Source organism: Pseudomonas sp. P867 (assembly GCF_019891455.1).
GTDB lineage: Bacteria > Pseudomonadota > Gammaproteobacteria > Pseudomonadales > Pseudomonadaceae > Aquipseudomonas > Aquipseudomonas synxantha_A.
In genome coordinates, this window is the sequence record NZ_JAFLXB010000009.1 from 39,892 (window position 1) to 58,886 (window position 18,995).

Genomic DNA, 18,995 nt, shown 5'->3' on the forward strand with positions numbered 1-18,995 from the left:
CATTTTTTACTGTATTTCAAAGTTGGTTGAGGGGGATCTTCAGGTAGGTCACGCCGTTTTCTTCCGCCGGCGGCATATGCCCCGCCCGCACATTCACCTGGATCGCCGGCAGCAACAAGGTCGGCATTCCCAGCCCGGCATCACGCTGGGTACGCATCTCTACAAACGCCGCTTCATCCACGCCATCGTGCACATGAATATTCCCCGCCCTTTGTTCCGCCACAGTGGTTTGGCACTTGGCCTCACGCCCCTCAGGCGGATAGTCATGGCACACATACAGCTTGGTATCCGAGGGGAACGCCAACAGCTTGCGCATCGATGCGTACAACTGCCGCGCATCGCCGCCGGGGAAATCGCAGCGGGCGGTGCCGACGTCGGGCATGAACAGCGTGTCGCCCACCAGGATCAAGCGGCCGTCGATCAAGTAGGCCATGTCGGCAGGGGTGTGTCCCGGCACATGCAGGGCTTGGGCTTTCAAACCGCCGATATGAAAGACCTCATCCGGCGCAAACAGGTGATCGAACTGCGATCCGTCGACGCGAAATTCCGGCTCCAGGTTGAACAGGTTTTTGAACACACCCTGCACCTTGCTGATCGATTCGCCTATCGCGATCTTGCCGCCCAAGGTGCGACGCAGGTAGGGCGCGGCGGAAAGATGATCGGCATGAGCGTGGGTTTCCAGCAACCACTGCACCTGCAAGCCATGCTCGCGCACGAACGCGATCACCTTGTCAGCCTGGGCGGTATCGGTACGCCCCGACGCCGGGTCGTAGTTGAGTACCGAGTCGACAATGGCACAGGGGCCGCCATCCGCTTCATAGACGATGTAGGTATAGGTCGACGATGCGTCATCCAGAAAGGCTTGAATCAACGCTGGCATGGCGGCTGTCCCCAATGAAGAAAAAAGTGGTTACAATCAGTTTACGTTTACACATAATGTTTTGAGCTTAAGTGACATAAAGGACCCGAAGCAAATGGAATCTACCTTGAGTGAGGGCGAAGTCGCCCAGTTGCGTGCGTCGGCGTCCAAGGCTTGTTCCTTGCTCAAGGCCCTGGCCAATGAAGACCGACTGTTGATCCTGTGCCAGTTGACCCAAGGCGAGCGCAACGTCGGCGAGCTGGAAGCCCTGACTGGCGTGCGCCAGCCCACGCTGTCACAACAGTTGGGCATCCTGCGCGATGAAGGGCTGGTCGCCACCCGCCGAGAAGGCAAATACATTTTCTACGGGCTGGCCAGCCATGAAGTGATTCAAGTGATGAAGACCCTGTCCGGGCTGTATTGCGGCGCGGTCATAAAAAGCTGGGCGTGACGCCATCCGGCAGCGACCCTTGTGTGCATTGACTCAAAAAGGCAGTAGACAATGACCGAACAACACTGGGGACCCACCATCAGTGGCGATATCGTAGTCATCGGCGGCGGCTCGGCAGGCATCGGCCTGCTGGCCAGCCTGCTCAAGCGCGATCCGCAGTTGAACATCATCCTGATCGAGCCCAACGATTACCACTGCTACCAACCGGCCTGGACCCTGGTCGGCGGCGGCGCCTACGACCTGCAAAAGACCCGCCGCCCCCTGGCCGATGTGCTGCCCAACGGCGTCAGTTGGGTACAGGCCGCCGTCAGCGAAGTGCTGCCCGACGAGCAAACCCTGGTGCTCGACAGCGGTCAGCGCGTCACCTGGCAAAACCTCATCGTCTGCCCCGGTCTGCGCCTGGCCTGGGAGAAGATCGAGGGCCTGCCAGACACCCTCGGCCAGCACGGCGTCACCTCCAACTACAGCTATGAGCACGCCGCCTACACCTGGCAACTGGTGCAGCAACTCAAGGGCGGCAAGGCGCTGTTCACCCAGCCCGCCATGCCGATCAAATGCGCCGGAGCGCCGCAAAAAGCCATGTACCTGTCCTGTGATCACTGGCTCAAGCAGGGTGCACTGAAAAACATCGAGGTGGAGTTCAACCTGGCCGGCGCTGCGTTGTTCGGCGTGGCGACCTTTGTGCCGCCGTTGATGAAATACGTCGAAAAATACAACGCGCGCCTGGCGTTCAACTCCAACCTGGTAAAAGTCGACGGCCCGGCGCGCAAAGCCTGGTTCGAAGTCAAGGACGCCGAAGGCAACGTGAGCGTCGAAGAGAAAACCTTCGATATGTTGCACGTCGTGCCGCCGCAGTTGGCCCCGGACTTTATCCGCGAAAGCGAGCTTGCCGACGCCGCCGGCTGGTGCGAAGTAAACCCCCACAGCCTGCAACACCTGCGCTACCCGCATATCTTCGGCCTGGGCGATGTGTGCGGTACCACCAACGCCAAGACGGCGGCCGCGGTGCGCAAGCAAATCGTGGTGGTGGCCGAGAACCTGCTGGCCCTGCGCAAACAGGCGCCATTGCCGCTCAAATACGACGGCTACGGCTCCTGCCCGCTGACGGTGGAGAAGGGCAAGGTGGTACTGGCCGAGTTCGGCTACGGCGGCAAGCTGCTGCCGACCTTTCCCCTGGACCCGACTCGGGCGCGCCGTTCGATGTGGTTCCTCAAGGCCACGTTGCTGCCGTGGTTCTACTGGAACGGCATGCTCAAGGGCCGCGAGTGGCTGACCCGTCTGAGCAAGGTGGACTGAATGCTGCTGGCCAGTCTGTTGGGTGTATTGATGGGCCTGGTCATGGGCCTGACCGGCGCGGGCGGCGGCATCCTTGGGGTGCCGGCGTTGGTGCTGGGGCTGGGGTTGACGATGACCCAGGCCGCGCCGGTGTCGTTGCTCGCAGTGGGTGCGGCAGCGGCGGTGGGGGCCATCGATGGCTTGCGCCATGGCCTGGTGCGTTACCGTGCGGCGTTGTTGATCGCCTTGCTCGGCGCGCTGTTTTCGCCGTTGGGCGTGTTCGTCGCCCACCAACTGTCGGAGCCGGTGCTGATGGGGTTGTTCAGCGCGCTGATGGTGCTGGTGGCCTGGCGCATGCTGCAACGGGAAAAGCGCGAGGCGGGGCCGAGTGACCATGGCGCCGCTTCATGGGGCCAGAAGAATTGCATGCTGGATCAACAAACCGGGCGCTTCTCCTGGACCGCCAAGTGCAGCGCCACCCTGGCTGCGCTGGGAGCTGTGACGGGTGCTGTATCGGGCTTGCTGGGCGTGGGCGGCGGCTTCCTGATCGTGCCGGCGTTCAAACAACTGACCGACGTGCAGATGCGTGGGATCGTCGCCACGTCGTTGATGGTGGTCAGCCTGCTATCGCTGATCGGCGTGGCCGGTGCGTTTCATGCGGGCGTGAGCATCGAGCCGGTGGGCTGGGTGTTTATCGGCGCGAGTGTCGTCGGCATGTTGGCGGGAAGGCGGTTGTGTTCGGTCATCCCCGCGCGGGTGTTGCAAGTGGGGTTCGCCAGCCTGTGTGGGGTGGTGGCGATTGGCATGTTTGTCAGCGCGTTGCTCTGACGCGGTACCGGTGCACGGTCACGAAGTCTTGCAGTTGGTCGGGAACCTCCTCATTGGGTGCTGACACTCAGTGAACGGCCGCAAGCGCCGGACTCCTCGACTACGCATAGGCGTTTTATGACAAGCATTACCGCTGCAAGTACGCATTTTTCGCTTCCCCTGCCGACAGATGAACATCCGTCATCACCTGTGACCGATGGCGTCGACACCTCAATGACGTCCCCTCGTCTCAGCCAGGATAGACCGATACCCAGCAGCCCGGCGCCCTCGCTGGGTAATCTGGGAGGCGCATTATCCTGGTCGGTTCCCTTGAGCGCAGACGAACAGCGGCGCTTGCGTCTTGTCACGATGAATCACCAACACGCCCTTGGCGATCAGCCGTTGGTGATGCAAACCCAGGGCGGGGTGCTGGAGTTTCTGCGGTATCGGCAGCCGCTGCCGGCAGAGGCGGGCGACGACCCGGCTAAAATACTCCAGGCACTGGTCAACTCCCCGCAAGGGCAGCGGATGGGCAAAGCGCTACAGCAAACCATGCAAGGCGTTGACAGCGAAAGCAGCGCAAGCGATTACCTGCTGGCCGCTATCGCCCTGCAGATGGACCCTGAGTCGATCACTGCGCCCGGTCGCAACAGCGTTGCCGGTTTCGACCTGGGCAGTGACACACGTGGGGGGCACCACGCCTCCAAGGTTGTGGCCGGCTTGGCCGAACATTTGAGCAGTACTGGCAAAACCAGCGCTGCACTGGCGAGTGTCGGTGCGTACCTGTTGCTGGCCAAGGCGGCACCGCAGTTTCTGATCAAAGACATTCCCCCGACCGTAAAGGTTGGCAGTCAGGCGTGGGCCAGCCTGACGATGGCTGCGATGACGATTGAGGCGCACACACCCGGCAAAGTCCCTGGTATGACGTTTGCCCAAGTCATGAGTGAGGCGCAAGAAGCGCAGCGGGTCGACCCTGCAGTTACCCAAGCGGCACAAACCCTGGCATTGCTGGACTGGGCCGTGGCGAGCGGCGTGCTCAAAAAAAGACAGGATGGCGACTATCTCCCCGTGCAACTTGAATCGGCAAGGGTCGCATTCAACGCGCAACAGGACGCCCGGCTCGTTGCTTCCCAGGCACTGGACACAGCACTGCCCACTCGAAAAGAGGTCGCACTGGCCAAGCTCAAGGAGCGTTTCGGCGACCTTGGCGCATTTTTCGAAGAGAAAGCATTCGCGATTGATCAGCACTATGTGGCGATTGAAGGGGGAGGGATTTCGCTATTGGATATCGCCATGATCGACTGGCTGGAACCCCGGCTCTTCAGGGCGTATGAACCGAGCAGTTCACTCAAGGGCAATGACCTGCGAAGGGTGCTGACGCGTTTGAACGCCAACCGGCAGTTTGGCGTGCCGGCTGAATTCGAACGGCAGTTCAGCCGTGCGATCGAGGAAAAAAAAGCCGCCGTCAATACAGTGGTCAGGCACATGATTTCGCAACTGCCGTTGGAAGATCGCCAGCGCCTGGAGTTTGGGAAAATCAGCTTTTTCCAGGAAGGCTCATACGTCATGGATGGTCATTTCAATAATACGTATGGTCAAAATAAACCGGGGCTGCTGGTTAAAACTGAACTGCAGGGCGTGTCGCACGCCTACGTCATCGACTTCAATAAAGGCACGATTGAAACAGCGAGCCTTTACGATACGAAGATCAGGGCGGACAGGGTTGGCAACAAGGTAACGACGACCAAAACGTTCACGCCCAGCCACAAAGCAGATGATCTTGGGCGTGAGCGCCCGTTGGATAACGGGCCATGGGAGAGCTTTACCAGTGCTCGATCCCATGGGATTGCCACGGCCTTTGTCGAGCACTTGGATCTCGACGATCCGGCTATCAAGTTGCAAGCCCGTGGGCAGACGGCCTTGGACACGGCGAACGCGCAGTTGAGCGAGTTTTTGTTGAACTTGATCCCCTTCAGGTCCGCCATTGTCAATTTTCAAAACGGCAAGTACGGGGACGGGGCTTTCGATCTCTTGCTGGATGTTTTCGGCTTTCTTACCGCCGGCACCGCCACCGCCGGAAAATTGCTCAAGGTCGGCCGCTCGGCGCTTTCCACCGGCGCCAAGGCATTGCGGGCGGCCAAGGTCATCGGTGTGGCGGCCATTGACGTGCTCAACCCTGTGGGAGGGATGGGCGATTTGCCCAGGTTGGTGGGTACCGCTGGCCTCTATGTACTGTCCAAAGGCATCAAGGCCGTCAACAAACTCAGAGGCGCCACTGGCAGCTACGAAGTGTTGAAAACTATCAGCAAACAGTACGACGTCGCGGCAACAGGCACCTTGAAGGTGGGAGGCCAGACAGTGGAAGGGGCTGCTGTGCTCAAAGGCGGCAAGTGGTATTCATTTGACGCTGACACTATGCGACCTTATGGCAGCCCGCTTGAGCAGTTCAAAGTATCGACCCAGGCTGTCGACGGTGAGGTGGACACGGCGCACATCGATGGGCTGAGTGAGTTGAGCCATGAGCTGTTCGGGCACTTCAAAGTGCCAGACCGCAAAATCGTGGGGCTGTCACGCAATAGTCAGGGGGTGTATGTGGCGGCCGATGGGCACATGTCGCATATACGCCATACCGACAGCAACGGTGATACAGCGGTATATGAGGTGCGCCAGGTTTCGCGCACGGACGACGGTGTTGTGCAGGCGCGGGTTTATCACAACAACCGGCAAACCGAGTTGCTGGTCCAGCATGTACAAGGTGACGAATGGCAGCGCCTGGGGGCGCCTGGTGGCGGGCAGATCACCGCTGAACATTTGCGGGCCTGGGAGGCGTTGTCGCCGGATGAACAGGCCAGTCTTACCCGAAAGGGCTTTGCCAAAAAGAATCACCTCCCCCAGAAAACCTTTGAGTACTACGTGAAACCTGACGGCCAGTTGAGCGATACCGGTGTGATCGTGCGTGACCGCCCCGCCAACGCATTCACCGATAAGGTGACCGAAACGCATGTGCGTGATTGGCAAAACATGACACAAGCGGCGCGTGACGAAATGACCTTGGACGGGTTTATCGGCCTTCATAACCTTCGACCGGGAACATTCAAAAGTTATGTGCGCCGGGATGGCACCCCCATGATCAGGGGCGAAGCGCTGCTCAAGTCGTCCGTCGCCCCCAGAAGCAACCAAATTACCGATGATCATTTACGCCAGTGGGATGAGCTTTTCAGGAGCCCGGACAACACATTGACGTCTGCGCAGTTTGTTAGCCAACACGGGCTCAGCCAACGTAGCTGGGAGATGTACGTCAAGGCGGATGGTTCTTTAAAGGAAATGGGCGCGCAGCGCCTGGAACAGGCACGGCAAAATGCCGCACTGGCGTCCGCAGGCCAGGCCCCGCCCTCCATGGCTGATCATTTGCGCGCTTGGCAGGCGCTGTCTTTGGAGCAACAACAAAGCCTTACCCGTGAGGGGTTCGCCCGGCAAAAACACCTCCACCCGAGAGTTTTTGAGCGCTACGTGCAACCCAATGGTCAACTGACCGCTACCGGTGTGGCAGTGCGCGACCGCCTGCCCGGCACGCCCTTCTATACGGTGACTGAAACCCATATCCGTGACTGGCAAGACATGACACAGGCGCAGCGTGACGTAATGACCCTCGAAGGGTTTGCCGAGCTTTATCACGTCAATCCGGGCTCGTTCAAAACGCATGTGCGGCGAGATGGGACCTTGGGGCCAGTCGGCAGGGAGTTGATGGACAGGGTAGCCGGGGTCGTCCCTAACAGAATTACCGATGACCATCTTCGCCAATGGAAAGCGCACTTCGAGAGCCCGGATAACGCGGTCACGCAAGCGCAGTTCACCCGCGAGAACGGGCTCCATCCTGCTACGTGGAGGGACTGGGTCAACCCTGACGGCTCCTTGAAAAACACCGCCAGGGAACGTCTTGAGCGCGCTGCACTGGGGCCCGCGGCCCATGCTCCGAGGGCGCCGATGCTATTGATCACCGCCGAGCATCTGCGCGACTGGGAGGCGCTGCCGCTTGCGCAACAGCAAGGCTCTGCCCGTAAGAACTTTGTCCGACATAGACACATCTCCCATAGAACCTTTGATCACTACGTGCAGCCTGACGGCAAACTGAGCCCTGCCGGCGAGCTTGTGCGCGACCGCGCGGCCAACACACCGGTTGACAAGGTGACCGAAACGCACATCCAGGCGTGGCAAAACATGACACAGCAGGCGCGGGACGCCATGACCAGGGAAGGTTTTGCCGGTCACCATAACCTCAGTGCACACTCATTCAGATCACATGTACGGGCAGACGGTAGCCTGTCGGCCACCGGCGAAGCACTGGTGAGCAGCGCAACCGATGGCACCTATAGGCGGATCACCAGTGACCTTTTACGCCAGTGGCAAGTGCGTGCCACCAATGCGGACAACTCAATGACGCAAGCGCAGTTCTTGCACCAGCACAGGCTTAATCCAAGCGTCTGGACGAAGTACGTTAAAAGTGACGGCTCCTTTACAGCGATTGCTGTCCAACGTCTCGAACGGTTACAGCAAAACACTGGACCGCGTCTCACGCCCCAGCAACCTGCTGTGGATACTGCACGAAAACGACCGGCATCAGACCCTCTGGACCCGCCGCAAGCGAAGGTTGCGGATCTGACCTTGCACGCCGATACGCCTCAGGGCGTAGAGGCCCCGGGGCCAACGTTGGCAGTCCCGCCTGTCGTTATCAAGGTTGAGCCCAGTGATTTCCAGACACTGCCCCGCCATCAGATCGACAACACACTGCCGATCCTGCAGGACCCGGCGAACCCCAGGCTCAGCTTGACTCAAGCACTTGAAGGTCCTATCGATGACATCCGTATCGCCTACTGGAATGGTGTGCTTGACGGGCTGGATAGCGCAACAAAGGCGCGCGTTTCAGCCCAAATCAAGGAATCGATCAAAGACTGGCTGCGAACCGAAGGTCAACACCAGTCTCGGTTTGAGGAGGCTATGGAAGTGGTCACGCCGCTGGACGATGGTGGGCCGGCTCGCGGAGCTTCGGTGTGGGCGCGGCGCGATATTCCTCAATATGAAGTGCTTGGTCCGTATGCAGGCAAATATCACCCAGACGAGGCGTCGTTGTTCGAGGAGCAACGCAAGCAAGGCTCGCGGGCTGTAATGACCTACCTGTTTGGTACCCGTTCGGGTACGCGGACGGTGAGTGGGCTGCACACGGGCAACACCCTGAGCCTGATCAACACCTCGCAACTGGGCGATGGGCCAGCGTGGAGGTCCAACAATGTCGTGTCCATCTCGGTCGGGAAAAACCTGACGTTCTACGTGGCGCTGAAGGACATCAAGAAAGGGGAAGAGTTATTGCTGGACTATGGACCGTTCTATAAACCGGTACCTGATATTGCGATCAAACCGGATCCTGATCGCTGAGTTCAGTGCTCGGCGCGTCAGCCTCCGCCCCCTAGCACCCCATGAATGAGCGAAAGCGCCTGCTGGCGCTTTCGTCAGGACGCTTCCTCGACAATGGACAGGTCGTTTTTTATGACAAGCATTAGCGCGGCACACACGCATTTTTCGCTTTCACCGCCTGCTGCTGAAAATCAGTCGGCGCCCGTGACCGACACCTCGTTGACTCCCCAGCCTCCCAACCAGGATGTGCCGTTGCCCGGCAACCCCGCCCCCTCGCTGGGGCATCTGGGCGGGGCATTGTCCTGGCCGGTTCCCTTGAGCGCAGACGAACAACGACGCTTGCGTCTTATCACGATGAATCACGCACACCATCTGGGCGATCAGCCGCTGGTGATGCAAACCAAAGGCGGCGTGCTGGAGTTCTTGCGGTATCGCCAGCCTCTCCCGGCGTCTGTGCAGGACGACCCTGCCAAGATGCTCGAAGCACTGATCCGTTCCCCCCAGGGACAACGGATGGGCAAAGCGCTGCAACAAAGAATGCAGGGCATTGACAGCGCGAGCAGCGTGACGGATTACCTGCTGGCAGGCATCGCGTTGCAGATGGATCATGAGTCGATCAGCGCCCCGGCGCGCAACAAAATAGCTGGGTTCGACCTCGCCAGTGACCATTATTGGGGCCACCCCCCATCGGCAGTCGTGGAAGGCTTGGCCGAACACTTAAGTCGCACCGGCAAAACCAGCGTTGCGCTGGCAAAAGTCGGTGCGTACCTGTTGCTGGCCAAGTCGGCTCCGCAGTTTCTGATCAAAGACATTCCCCCGGCGGTGAAAGTCGGCAGCCAGGCCTGGGCCAACCTGACGATTGCCGCCATGACGAGCGAAGCGCAGGCACCGGGCAAAGTTCCCGGCATGACGTTTGCGCAGGTCATGAGCGAGGCTGAAAACGCCCGACGGGTTGACCCTGTGGCCACTCAGCATGCTCAGGCTGCCGCGTTACTCGATTGGGGCGTTGCGAATGAAATCATCCCCAAAAGAAACGCTGACACCTACACCGCTGCACAACTTGAAACCGTCAGAACCGAGTTCAACCAACAGCTTGATGAGCGGATGTCTGCTTCAAAAATACTGGACAAGGCAATACCGACGCGAACAGAAATCGCACAGATCAAGTTGCAGGAGCGGTTTGGAGACTTGGGCGCGCTGTTTGAAGTCAAAGCACTCAGCACAGATGCGTCTCGCGTGGAGCACGGGCAAAACGGGATAAGCGGCACTCACTCACTCTTGGACTACGCCAAGATGGACTTGCCGAATCCGAGGCCGCTGAAGTCGAGCGACTCCCGCATCCCCGTAGAGGCGCTGAACAATAATCCTACGTTCGGCGTTCGGGAGGCTTTCGAACAGCAGTTCACCAGCGCCATCCAAGCAAAAAAGGCTGCGATCAATACAACCGTCAGGCACCTGATCTCGCAGCTACCATCTGCGGATAGGAGGAACTTGGAGTTTGGAAAAATCAGCTTTTTCCAAGAAGGCTCATACGTCATGGATGGTCATTTCAATAATACGCAGGCTCAAAATAAACCTGGACTGTTGGTCAAAACTGAATGGCATGGCACAACAAAAGCCTACGTCATCGACTTCAGTAAAGGCTCGATTGAAAGGGCGAGCGTGTACGCAGCGCAGGTTCAGGAGTCCAGGGCAGGCAAAAATGTTTCTACGACCAAAGCGTTCACGCCCCGTCATAACGCAGATGAGCTGGGTCGTGAACGCCCGTTGAGTGACGCACTTGTGAATAGTTTCACCAGCGCTCGATCCCGTTCGATTGCCGACGCCTTTGTCCAACACCTTGATCTCGATGATCCCGCTATAAAAGAACAGGCGCGCGGGCAGACACCCCTCGACGAGTATTACAGCCCCAAGCCGTTGAACGATTTTTTGTTGAACCTGATCCCCTTCAGATCGGCCATCGTCAATATTCAGAATGGTAAATATGGTGAGGCAGCATTTGATCTCATGCTGGACATCTTCGGCTTTGTTACTGCGGGGGCCGCCACGGCTGGAAAACTGCTCAAGATCGGCAGCGCTGTTCTCTCCAGCGGTGCAAAGGTGCTAAAGGCTGCCAAAGTCATTGGCGTCGCCACGATTGACTTGCTCAATCCGGTGGGTGGTTTGGGGGATTTGGCAAGGCTAGTGGGCAGCGGCGGCTTGTATGTACTGTCCAAAACCGTCAATAAACTCAGAGGTGCCACCGGCAGTTACGACGTATTGAAGGCGATCAGCAAGCAGTATGACGCAGCGGCGACAGGCGTGGTGAAGGTGGCCGAACAGACGGTGGAGGGAGCCGCCGTGCTCAAGAACGGCCATTGGTATGCTTTTGATGCCGACGCGATGCGACCCTATGGCAGCCCGCTCGAAGAGTTCGTGGTCGCAACCCAGGCTGTCGCCGGTAAGGTGGGCGCTCCGCACCTCGAAGAAGTGAGCGAACTGAGCCATGAATGGTTTGGTCAGTTCAACGTGCCTGAGTCGCGTATTGCTGGCCTTTCACGTAATGGCCAGGGCGTGTATGTGGCCGCCGATGGGCACCTGTCTCATATACGTCATATCGACAGCCACGGTAAGGCGGCGGTGTACGAAGTCCGCCAGGTGTCGCGCACGGAGGACGGCGTTGTGCAGGCCCGGGTTTATCACAACAACCGGCAGACCGAGTTGTTGGTCCAGCATATACAGGGTGACCAATGGCACCGCCTGGGGGCAACCGGTGGTGCAAAGCAAATCACCGCTGAACATTTGCAGGCGTGGGAAGCATTGCCGCGCCAGGAGCAAATAAGGCTTACCCCCAAGGGTTTTGCCCGCCAGCACCAACTGCCCTGGAAAACGTTTGAGTACTGTGTGAAAGCTGACGGTCGACTGAGCGAGACTGGCTTGATCGTGCGCAACCGCCCCGCCAACACGCCGTTCAACAAGGTGACCGAAGCGCATATCCAGAGTTGGCGAAGCTTGACTCGGCATGAGCGTGGCGCCATGACCTTAGACGGGTTTGCCGTTCATCATCACCTGAATTCGCATACGCTCAAAAATTATGTGCGGGTCGATGGCAGCCTGGGGCCAGAGGGTGAAGAGCTATTGGGCAGGGCTGCCGGTACTGCCTATGAGGTAATTACCGATGAGCATCTACACCAGTGGCGCACGCTCTTGGCACAACCGAACAACGTAGTGACGTCAGCGCAGTTCATGAGCCAACACAGGCTCAGCCCAGGCAGTTGGAGTCGCTTCGTTAAAAAGGATGGTTCCTTGAAAGAGGCGGCCGTGCGACGTCTCAATCAGGCCGAGCAAAACACCGCGCTCGCCCCCACCTTCCAGACTTCGGCACGCAAACAGATCATTACGGGTGAACATCTACAGGAGTGGGAGGCGTTGTCGTCCGCGCAACCGCGAAGCATTACCCGTGAAGACTTTGCCCAACAGAGGAACCTCTCGCCGAAAACCTTTGCCTACTATGTGCAGCCTGACGGCCAGTTGAGTGATACCGGCAAGATTGTGCGCGACCGCGCGGCCAATACACCCTTCAATACACTGACCGAAACGCATATACGTGATTGGCAAAGCAAGACGCAGCAGGCGCGTGACGCAATGACCATGAACGGATTTGCCGGCCATCATCACCTTAATCCGAGTACGTTCAAAAATGGTGTGCGGCAAGATGGTGGCCTTGGGCCGGCCGGTGAAGCGTTGTTGAACAGGGCGGCCGGTCTCACCTATACCGCGCTTACTGATGACCATCTACGCCAGTGGCGGGCGCTCTTCGCTCAATCGAACAGGTCAGTCACGCAGTCGCAGTTTTTGAGCCAACATGGGCTCAACCCAAACACTTGGCATCAGTACGTTAACGCCGATGGCTCTTTAAAAGCGGCGACCGTGCAACGCCTCAATCGGGCAGAGCAAGATATCCCGCAGCTCCCCGTGCCCGAGCAACCGGCTGCGAGTGCAACACGAAAACGGCCTGCGCAAGAGCCTCTGGATCCGCCGCCGTCGAAATCTTCGGATCTGAACACTTCCACCGACACGCCATACAGCGAACAGATCCCAGGTTCGTCTTCGGACATCGTCGTTATCAAGGTTGAACCCGACGTTTCCCCTGTACTACCTCGTCATCAGATCGACAATACTCTGCCGATTCTGCAGGACCCGACGAACCCCAGGCTCAGCTTGACCCAATCACTTGAAGGCCCTATCGAGGACATCCGTATCGCCCACTGGAATGGTGTGCTTGACGGTCTGGATAGCGCAACCAAGGCACGCGTATCAGCCCGGATCAAGGCGTCGATCAAAGACTGGCTGCGGACCGAATGCCAGCACCAGTCCCGGTTTGATGAAGTCCTGGAAGTGGTCACGCCGCTGGATGATGGTGGGCCGGCGCGCGGCGCATCGGTGTGGGCGCGGCGCGATATCCCCCAATTTGAAGTGCTTGGCCCGTATGCCGGCAAGTACCATGCAGACGAGGCGTCGTTGTTCAAGGAGCAACGTAAGCAAGGCTCCCGGGCTGTACTGACTTACCTGTTCGGTACACGTTCGGGTGTGCGTACGGTGAGTGGGCTGCACACGGGTAACACTCTGAGCCTGATCAATACCTCGCAACTGCGCAATGGGCCAGCGTGGAAGTCGAACAATGTCGTTTCCGTGGCGGTCGGGAAAAACCTGACGTTCTATGTGGCGCTCAAAGACATCAAGAAAGGTGATGAATTGCTGCTCGACTATGGGCCGTTCTATAACCCTGTGCCTGAGATAGCGATCAAGCCGGACCCCGATCGTTGAGGTGAGCCGCTCGGCGCAGGCAGTGGGCCAGCCGATGCCGCCTTTAGGCCGTTTGAAGATCAATTGTGCGTTCGCCATGGAAAGATGCGCGCTGCTCAGGTTTACTACTACCTGAGTAAGCGCTTCACCGACCTTGCACGTCGGCTCACCAAGGTCACCGAATGGATAAATACACTCCCCACACCTGGCAGCCCCACGAGCGGCCGAGCCTGCCCGGCTCGCCGTCGACGCCGCTGCACCCCACCCACAGGCGCTGGCTGTTTGCGCTGGTGGGCGTGCTGGTAGCAATCACCGGTGGCCTGGGCAATGCCCTGGTTATCGCCAACCTGCAATACCTGCAAGGCGCACTGGGCGCGACCACCGCGGAAATGGCCTGGCTGCCCGCCGCGTATGTCATGACCAACGTGTGCATGAACCTGCTGCTGGTGAAGTTTCGTCAGCAGTTCGGCCTGCGTGCGTTTACCGAAGTGTTCCTGGTGTTGTATGCGCTGGTGACTTTCGGCCACTTGTTTGTCAACGACCTCAACTCGGCCATTGCGGTGAGGGCGGCTCACGGCATGGTCGGCGCGGCGCTGAGTTCGTTGGGTTTGTACTACATGATCCAGGCGTTCCCGGCCAAGTGGCGCTTGAAAGCTCTGGTGCTGGGGCTGGGCACCGCGCAATTGGCGCTGCCCCTGGCGCGGCTGTTTTCCGAAGACTTGCTGCAGATCGCCGAATGGCGCGGGTTGTACCTGTTTGAACTGGGCCTGGCGCTGATCTGCCTGGGTTGCGTGTTCCTGCTCAAGCTGCCGCCCGGTGACCGCTTCAAGACCTTTGAAAAACTCGACTTCCTCACCTTCGCCATCCTTGCCACTGGCGTTGCTTTACTGTGTGCGGTGCTGTCCCTGGGGCGTATCGACTGGTGGCTGGAAGCGCCGTGGATCGGTGTGGCCTCGGCCTGCTCGCTGGTACTGATCATGGCGGGGCTGGCCATCGAGCATAACCGCAGCAACCCGATGCTGATGACGCGCTGGCTGGGCAGCGGCGTGATGATTCGCCTGGCCTTGGCGGTAGTGCTGATTCGCATGGTGCTGTCCGAGCAATCCACCGGTGCGGTGGGGTTCATGCAAATGCTGAACATGAGCTACCAGCAAATGCATACCTTATATGTGGTGATGCTGGCCGGGGCGATTGCCGGGCTGGTGGTCAGCGCGTTGACGATCAACCCGGCGCACCTGTTGATGCCATTGGTGATTTCCCTGGCACTGATGGCGACAGGTTCGGTGATGGACAGTTTTTCCAGCAACCTGACGCGCCCGCAAAACCTCTACATCAGCCAGTTCCTGCTAGGCTTTGGCGGCACGTTCTTCCTCGGGCCGACCATGGTGCTGGGCACGAAAAACGTGCTGACCAACCCGCGCAACCTGGTGAGCTTCTCGGTGATGTTCGGGATTTGCCAGAACCTCGGCGGCCTGATCGGCGCGGCGTTGCTGGGCACCTTCCAGACCGTGCGCGAGAAGTATCACTCAAGCATGATCGTCGAGCACCTGACCTTGATCGACCCCCGTGTGGCGGCGCGAGTGCAGAGCGGCGGGTCGGCCTACGGTGGCATCGTCGCCGACCCGGAACTGCGCAACCTGATGGGCATCCGCAGCCTGGCCACGGCGGCCACCCGTGAAGCGAATGTAATGGCTTACAACGATGTGTTCATGCTGATCGCGATTATTGCGATCCTGACCATGCTGTGGATCTTCACCCGCAGCCTATGGTTGATGAGCACCACCAAGGCAATCCCTCCTGTTCAACCCAGCGGCGCGACTTCATGACCGAACCTTCAACCACCACCACAACCGCCATCGCTGCCACACCGGAAGGCAGCACGCCACCGGGCGCCGTGCCCACCCAATTGCGGCCTTTGCGCGTGCGCATCATCTCGTCCCTGGGTTTTGCCGCCATCGCCATCATCGGTGTGCTGATCGTGCTGTACGCCTGGCAGTTGCCGCCGTTCAGCAGTGCGGTGGAAACCACCGAAAACGCTCTGGTGCGCGGGCAGGTGACGATTATCGGCCCGCAACTTGGCGGCTATGTGTTCGAAGTACCGGTGCAGGATTTCCAGTATGTAAAAGCGGGGGACCTGCTGGTACGCCTGGATGACCGCATCTACAAACAGCGCCTGGACCAGGCCCTGGCGCAGCTGGCCGTGCAGAAAGCGTCGCTGGCCAATGTGGTGCAGCAACGCAACAGCGCCGAAGCGACCATCAAGCTGCGTCAGGCCGCGCTGGTCGACAGCCAGGCCCAGGCGCGCAAGAGTACCGCTGACTTGCGTCGCAACGAAGAATTGATCAGCGATGGCTCGGTGTCCAAGCGCGAGCTGGACGTGACCCGCGCCGCCAATGCCCAGACCATTGCCGCCGTAGCCCAGGCCCAGGCCAGCCTGGAAATTGCCCGGCAAGACCTGCAAACAGTGATCGTCAATCGCGGCTCCCTGGAAGCGGCAGTCGCCAGTGCCGAGGCGGCGGTGGAGCTGGCGCGGATCGATTTGTCCAACACCCGCATCACCGCGCCACGCGATGGTCAGTTGGGGCAGATCGGCGTGCGCCTGGGTGCCTACGTTAACTCCGGCGCGCAATTGATGGCCCTGGTGCCCAAGCAGCTGTGGGTGATCGCCAACATGAAGGAAACCCAGATGGACAATGTGCAGGTCGGCCAGCCGGTAACCTTCACCGTTGACGCGCTGAACCATCGCAAATTCCATGGCACGGTGCAGCATATCTCGCCGGCAACCGGCTCGGAGTTCAGCCTGTTGCAGGCGGATAACGCCACCGGCAACTTCGTCAAGATCGCCCAGCGCGTGCCAGTGAGGATTACCGTGGACCCGGACCAGGCCGAGAGCGAGCGGTTGCGACCTGGGTTGTCGGTGGTGGTGAGTATCGATACGGCAGGGCGCCTGAAAAACAGCCCACCCTGACCCTGACACAGTGCAGAGCAAAATGTGGGAGGGGGCTTGCTCCCGATTAGCACAGGTATCTACACAACTTTGCATTCGCCAACAGTAACCACGATGCGCAGCGAGCCGCTCTTGATCTTGATCTTGATCTGCTTTTGATCTCAGGCGCCCCGTTAAACCACGCTGGCCGGAATTCGACAGGGATTTGGGGGGTAAACCGGCAGGGATGCCGGTTTAGCCGCCCCGCGCCATGGATGGCGCGTGGCGGCGACCCCCCAAATCCCTGGCGGATTACGGGCACACCGAGCCTAGGCGAGGTGCCGAGTGGTGGGGCAAGAGCCCTTTTGGTTACTTTTGGGGCTCTTTTCCAAAAGTGACCCGCTGTAAAAGCGGAACCAATAGCGGCCGTTACCCAAACACCGGATATGTACTCGGTCTGACCCACCACCCTGGTCGGCCCGGAGGCCGCCATCGGGAGCAAGCCCCCTCCCACATTTGACCAAGGTGTGTCACGTAGGCGCCTGTCGATTGTGAGGCCGTCAGTTGAGCAACCCCCCTCTCACATTTGCTCACCTGTATTCTGACGATTGGGTTTACAGCACCACGCTCGGCAACCACAACGACAGTGCCGGAATGTAGGTCACGGCCATCAGCACCAGAAACAGCACCGCATAAAACGGCAGCAGCGCCTTCACGGTTTTCTCGATGCTTACCTTGCCCACCGCCGCGCCGACGAACAACACCGCGCCCACCGGAGGCGTGATCAAGCCGATGCCGAGGTTGACCAGCATGATCATGCCAAAGTGCACCGGGTCGACGCCGATACCAAGGATCACCGGCAACAGGATCGGCGTAAGGATCAGGATCAGCGGTGCCATGTCCATCACCGTGCCGAGCAACAGCAGCATGACGTTGATGCACATCAGGATCACGTAGCGGTTGTCCGACAGGGTCAGGAACAGCGTAGTGATCTTCGCCGGGATCTGCATCAGGGTCATGATGTAGCCGAAGCTGGCGGCGAAGGCGATGAGGATCATCACGATGGAAATGGTGCGTACCGTGCGATGCATCAGCTTGGGCAGCTCGCGCCATTTGTAGTCGCGGTAGATGAACATGGTCACGAAAAACGCCCACAGCACCGCGATGGCCGCCGACTCGGTGGCGGTGAAGATGCCCGACAAGATGCCGCCGAGAATGATCACCATGGCCATCAGGCCCCAGAGTGCATCAGCGGCGATCTTCAAGGCCTGCTTCAAGGGGATGACTTCGCCCTTGGGGTAGTCGCGCTTTTTCGCGAAGATCAGGCACAGCACCATCAGGCACGCGCTCATTAAAAGGCCCGGCACCACGCCGGCCATGAACAGCGAGGCGATTGATACCGTGCCGCCGGCGGCCAGGGAGTAGAGCACCGAGTTGTGGCTGGGCGGGGTCAGCAGCGCCTGTACCGAGCCACTCACGGTCACCGCCGTGGCGAACTCCCGTGGGTAGCCACGGCGTTCCATCTCCGGGATCAGCACCGAACCGACCGACGCGGTATCGGCCACCGACGAGCCTGAGATCGCACCGAAAAACGTCGACGCCATGATGTTGACCAGCGACAGCCCGCCGCGCACAAAGCCCACCAGCACCCCGGCAAACGCCACCAGCCGCCGCGACATGCCGCCCTCGGCCATGATCGCTCCGGCCAATACGAAGAATGGAATCGCCATCAGTGAAAACTTGTTCACCCCGCCCGCCACCTGGATCATCAGGGCCTGGAACGGAATGTCGATCCACCACGCGCCGATCAGCGCCGACAAGCCCAGGGCGTAGGCCACCGGCATACCGATCAGGATCAAGGCGATAAAGCTGCCCAGCAGAATCAATGCGTCCATATCAGGCAGCCCCTTCGCTTTCTTCAACCAGGTCGAAACGCACTACGCGCCGGTGGCTCTGGTCGCCCAGTAGAAGTTTTTCCAGCACGAATATCAGGGTCAGCAAGCCGCCAATCGGGATCGGCATATAGGTGATACCCACACGCAGGGTAGGGATGGCGCTCATGAACTGGTTCCAGGTGGACAGGCACAGCTTGGCGCCCCAAATGGTCATGAACAGGCAGATGGTCGCCATCAACAGTTGCGAGACGATGCCGACAACGCGGCGCTGAGCATCAGGCAGGCGATCAGTGATCATCGCCACCGACATATGCGCCCCGGCGCGGTAGCTGGCAGCCGCGCCGATAAAGGTGAACACCAGCATCAGCAGGATCGCAGAGGGTTCCGGCCAACTGGAGCCGGTGCCGAGAATATAGCGGGCGAAGATGCCCCAGGGAATGATCAGCGCGACCCCCAGGACCGAGAGGCCGGCGACCCAGATGCAGGTCATGTAGATACGGTCGTTGATGCGCAGCAGTAGATTCTTCATGGCGTTCACCGTGACCGGGCGCGTCGATACCGACCGCGCCGGGCCTTGTCAGGGAGGAG

The 18,995-nt window shown here is 59.5% G+C and carries 10 protein-coding genes; 7 read left to right on the forward strand and 3 right to left on the reverse strand.

The genetic code is table 11. The features are described from left to right. Positions 1–16: 16 nt before the first annotated feature. Complete coding sequence (locus J1G33_RS17350; protein WP_032880479.1) at positions 17–880, reverse strand: MBL fold metallo-hydrolase; 864 nt, start codon at positions 878–880, stop codon at positions 17–19. A 94-nt stretch (positions 881–974) separates the two neighbouring features. On the opposite strand from J1G33_RS17350, the gene J1G33_RS17355 reads away from it, so the two are divergent. The 7 genes from J1G33_RS17355 (at position 975) to J1G33_RS17385 (ending at position 16,554) form a co-directional block, all read left to right on the forward strand. Further along, on the forward strand, positions 975–1,310 hold the full coding sequence (locus J1G33_RS17355) for a metalloregulator ArsR/SmtB family transcription factor (protein WP_005789341.1): 336 nt from the start codon (positions 975–977) through the stop codon (positions 1,308–1,310). Between the two features lie 51 nt (positions 1,311–1,361). After that, complete coding sequence (locus J1G33_RS17360) at positions 1,362–2,606, forward strand: FAD/NAD(P)-binding oxidoreductase (RefSeq protein WP_032880481.1); 1,245 nt, start codon at positions 1,362–1,364, stop codon at positions 2,604–2,606. Continuing rightward, positions 2,607–3,413, forward strand: coding sequence for a sulfite exporter TauE/SafE family protein (locus J1G33_RS17365; protein ID WP_005789338.1), 807 nt, complete (start codon positions 2,607–2,609; stop codon positions 3,411–3,413). A gap of 309 nt (positions 3,414–3,722) precedes the next feature. After that, positions 3,723–8,822, forward strand: coding sequence for an SET domain-containing protein-lysine N-methyltransferase (locus tag J1G33_RS17370; RefSeq protein WP_262416856.1), 5,100 nt, complete (start codon positions 3,723–3,725; stop codon positions 8,820–8,822). 45 nt (positions 8,823–8,867) lie between these two features. Next, a complete protein-coding gene (locus J1G33_RS17375; protein WP_262416857.1) occupies positions 8,868–13,607 on the forward strand; it encodes an SET domain-containing protein-lysine N-methyltransferase in 4,740 nt (1,579 codons plus the stop codon). Positions 13,608–13,768: 161 nt separating this feature from the next. Further along, a complete protein-coding gene (locus J1G33_RS17380) occupies positions 13,769–15,412 on the forward strand; it encodes an MFS transporter (protein WP_032880488.1) in 1,644 nt (547 codons plus the stop codon). Further along, on the forward strand, positions 15,409–16,554 hold the full coding sequence (locus tag J1G33_RS17385) for an HlyD family secretion protein (RefSeq protein ID WP_005789334.1): 1,146 nt from the start codon (positions 15,409–15,411) through the stop codon (positions 16,552–16,554). The genes J1G33_RS17380 and J1G33_RS17385 overlap by 4 nt, the downstream gene beginning before the upstream one ends. A gap of 572 nt (positions 16,555–17,126) precedes the next feature. Here the strand turns inward: J1G33_RS17385 and J1G33_RS17390 are convergent. Both J1G33_RS17390 and J1G33_RS17395 read right to left on the reverse strand, forming a co-directional pair. Then, positions 17,127–18,407, reverse strand: a complete 1,281-nt coding sequence (locus J1G33_RS17390) for a TRAP transporter large permease (RefSeq protein WP_104503510.1) — start codon at positions 18,405–18,407, stop codon at positions 17,127–17,129. A gap of 1 nt (position 18,408) precedes the next feature. After that, positions 18,409–18,936, reverse strand: a complete 528-nt coding sequence (locus J1G33_RS17395; protein ID WP_005789330.1) for a TRAP transporter small permease — start codon at positions 18,934–18,936, stop codon at positions 18,409–18,411. Positions 18,937–18,995: the final 59 nt, after the last annotated feature.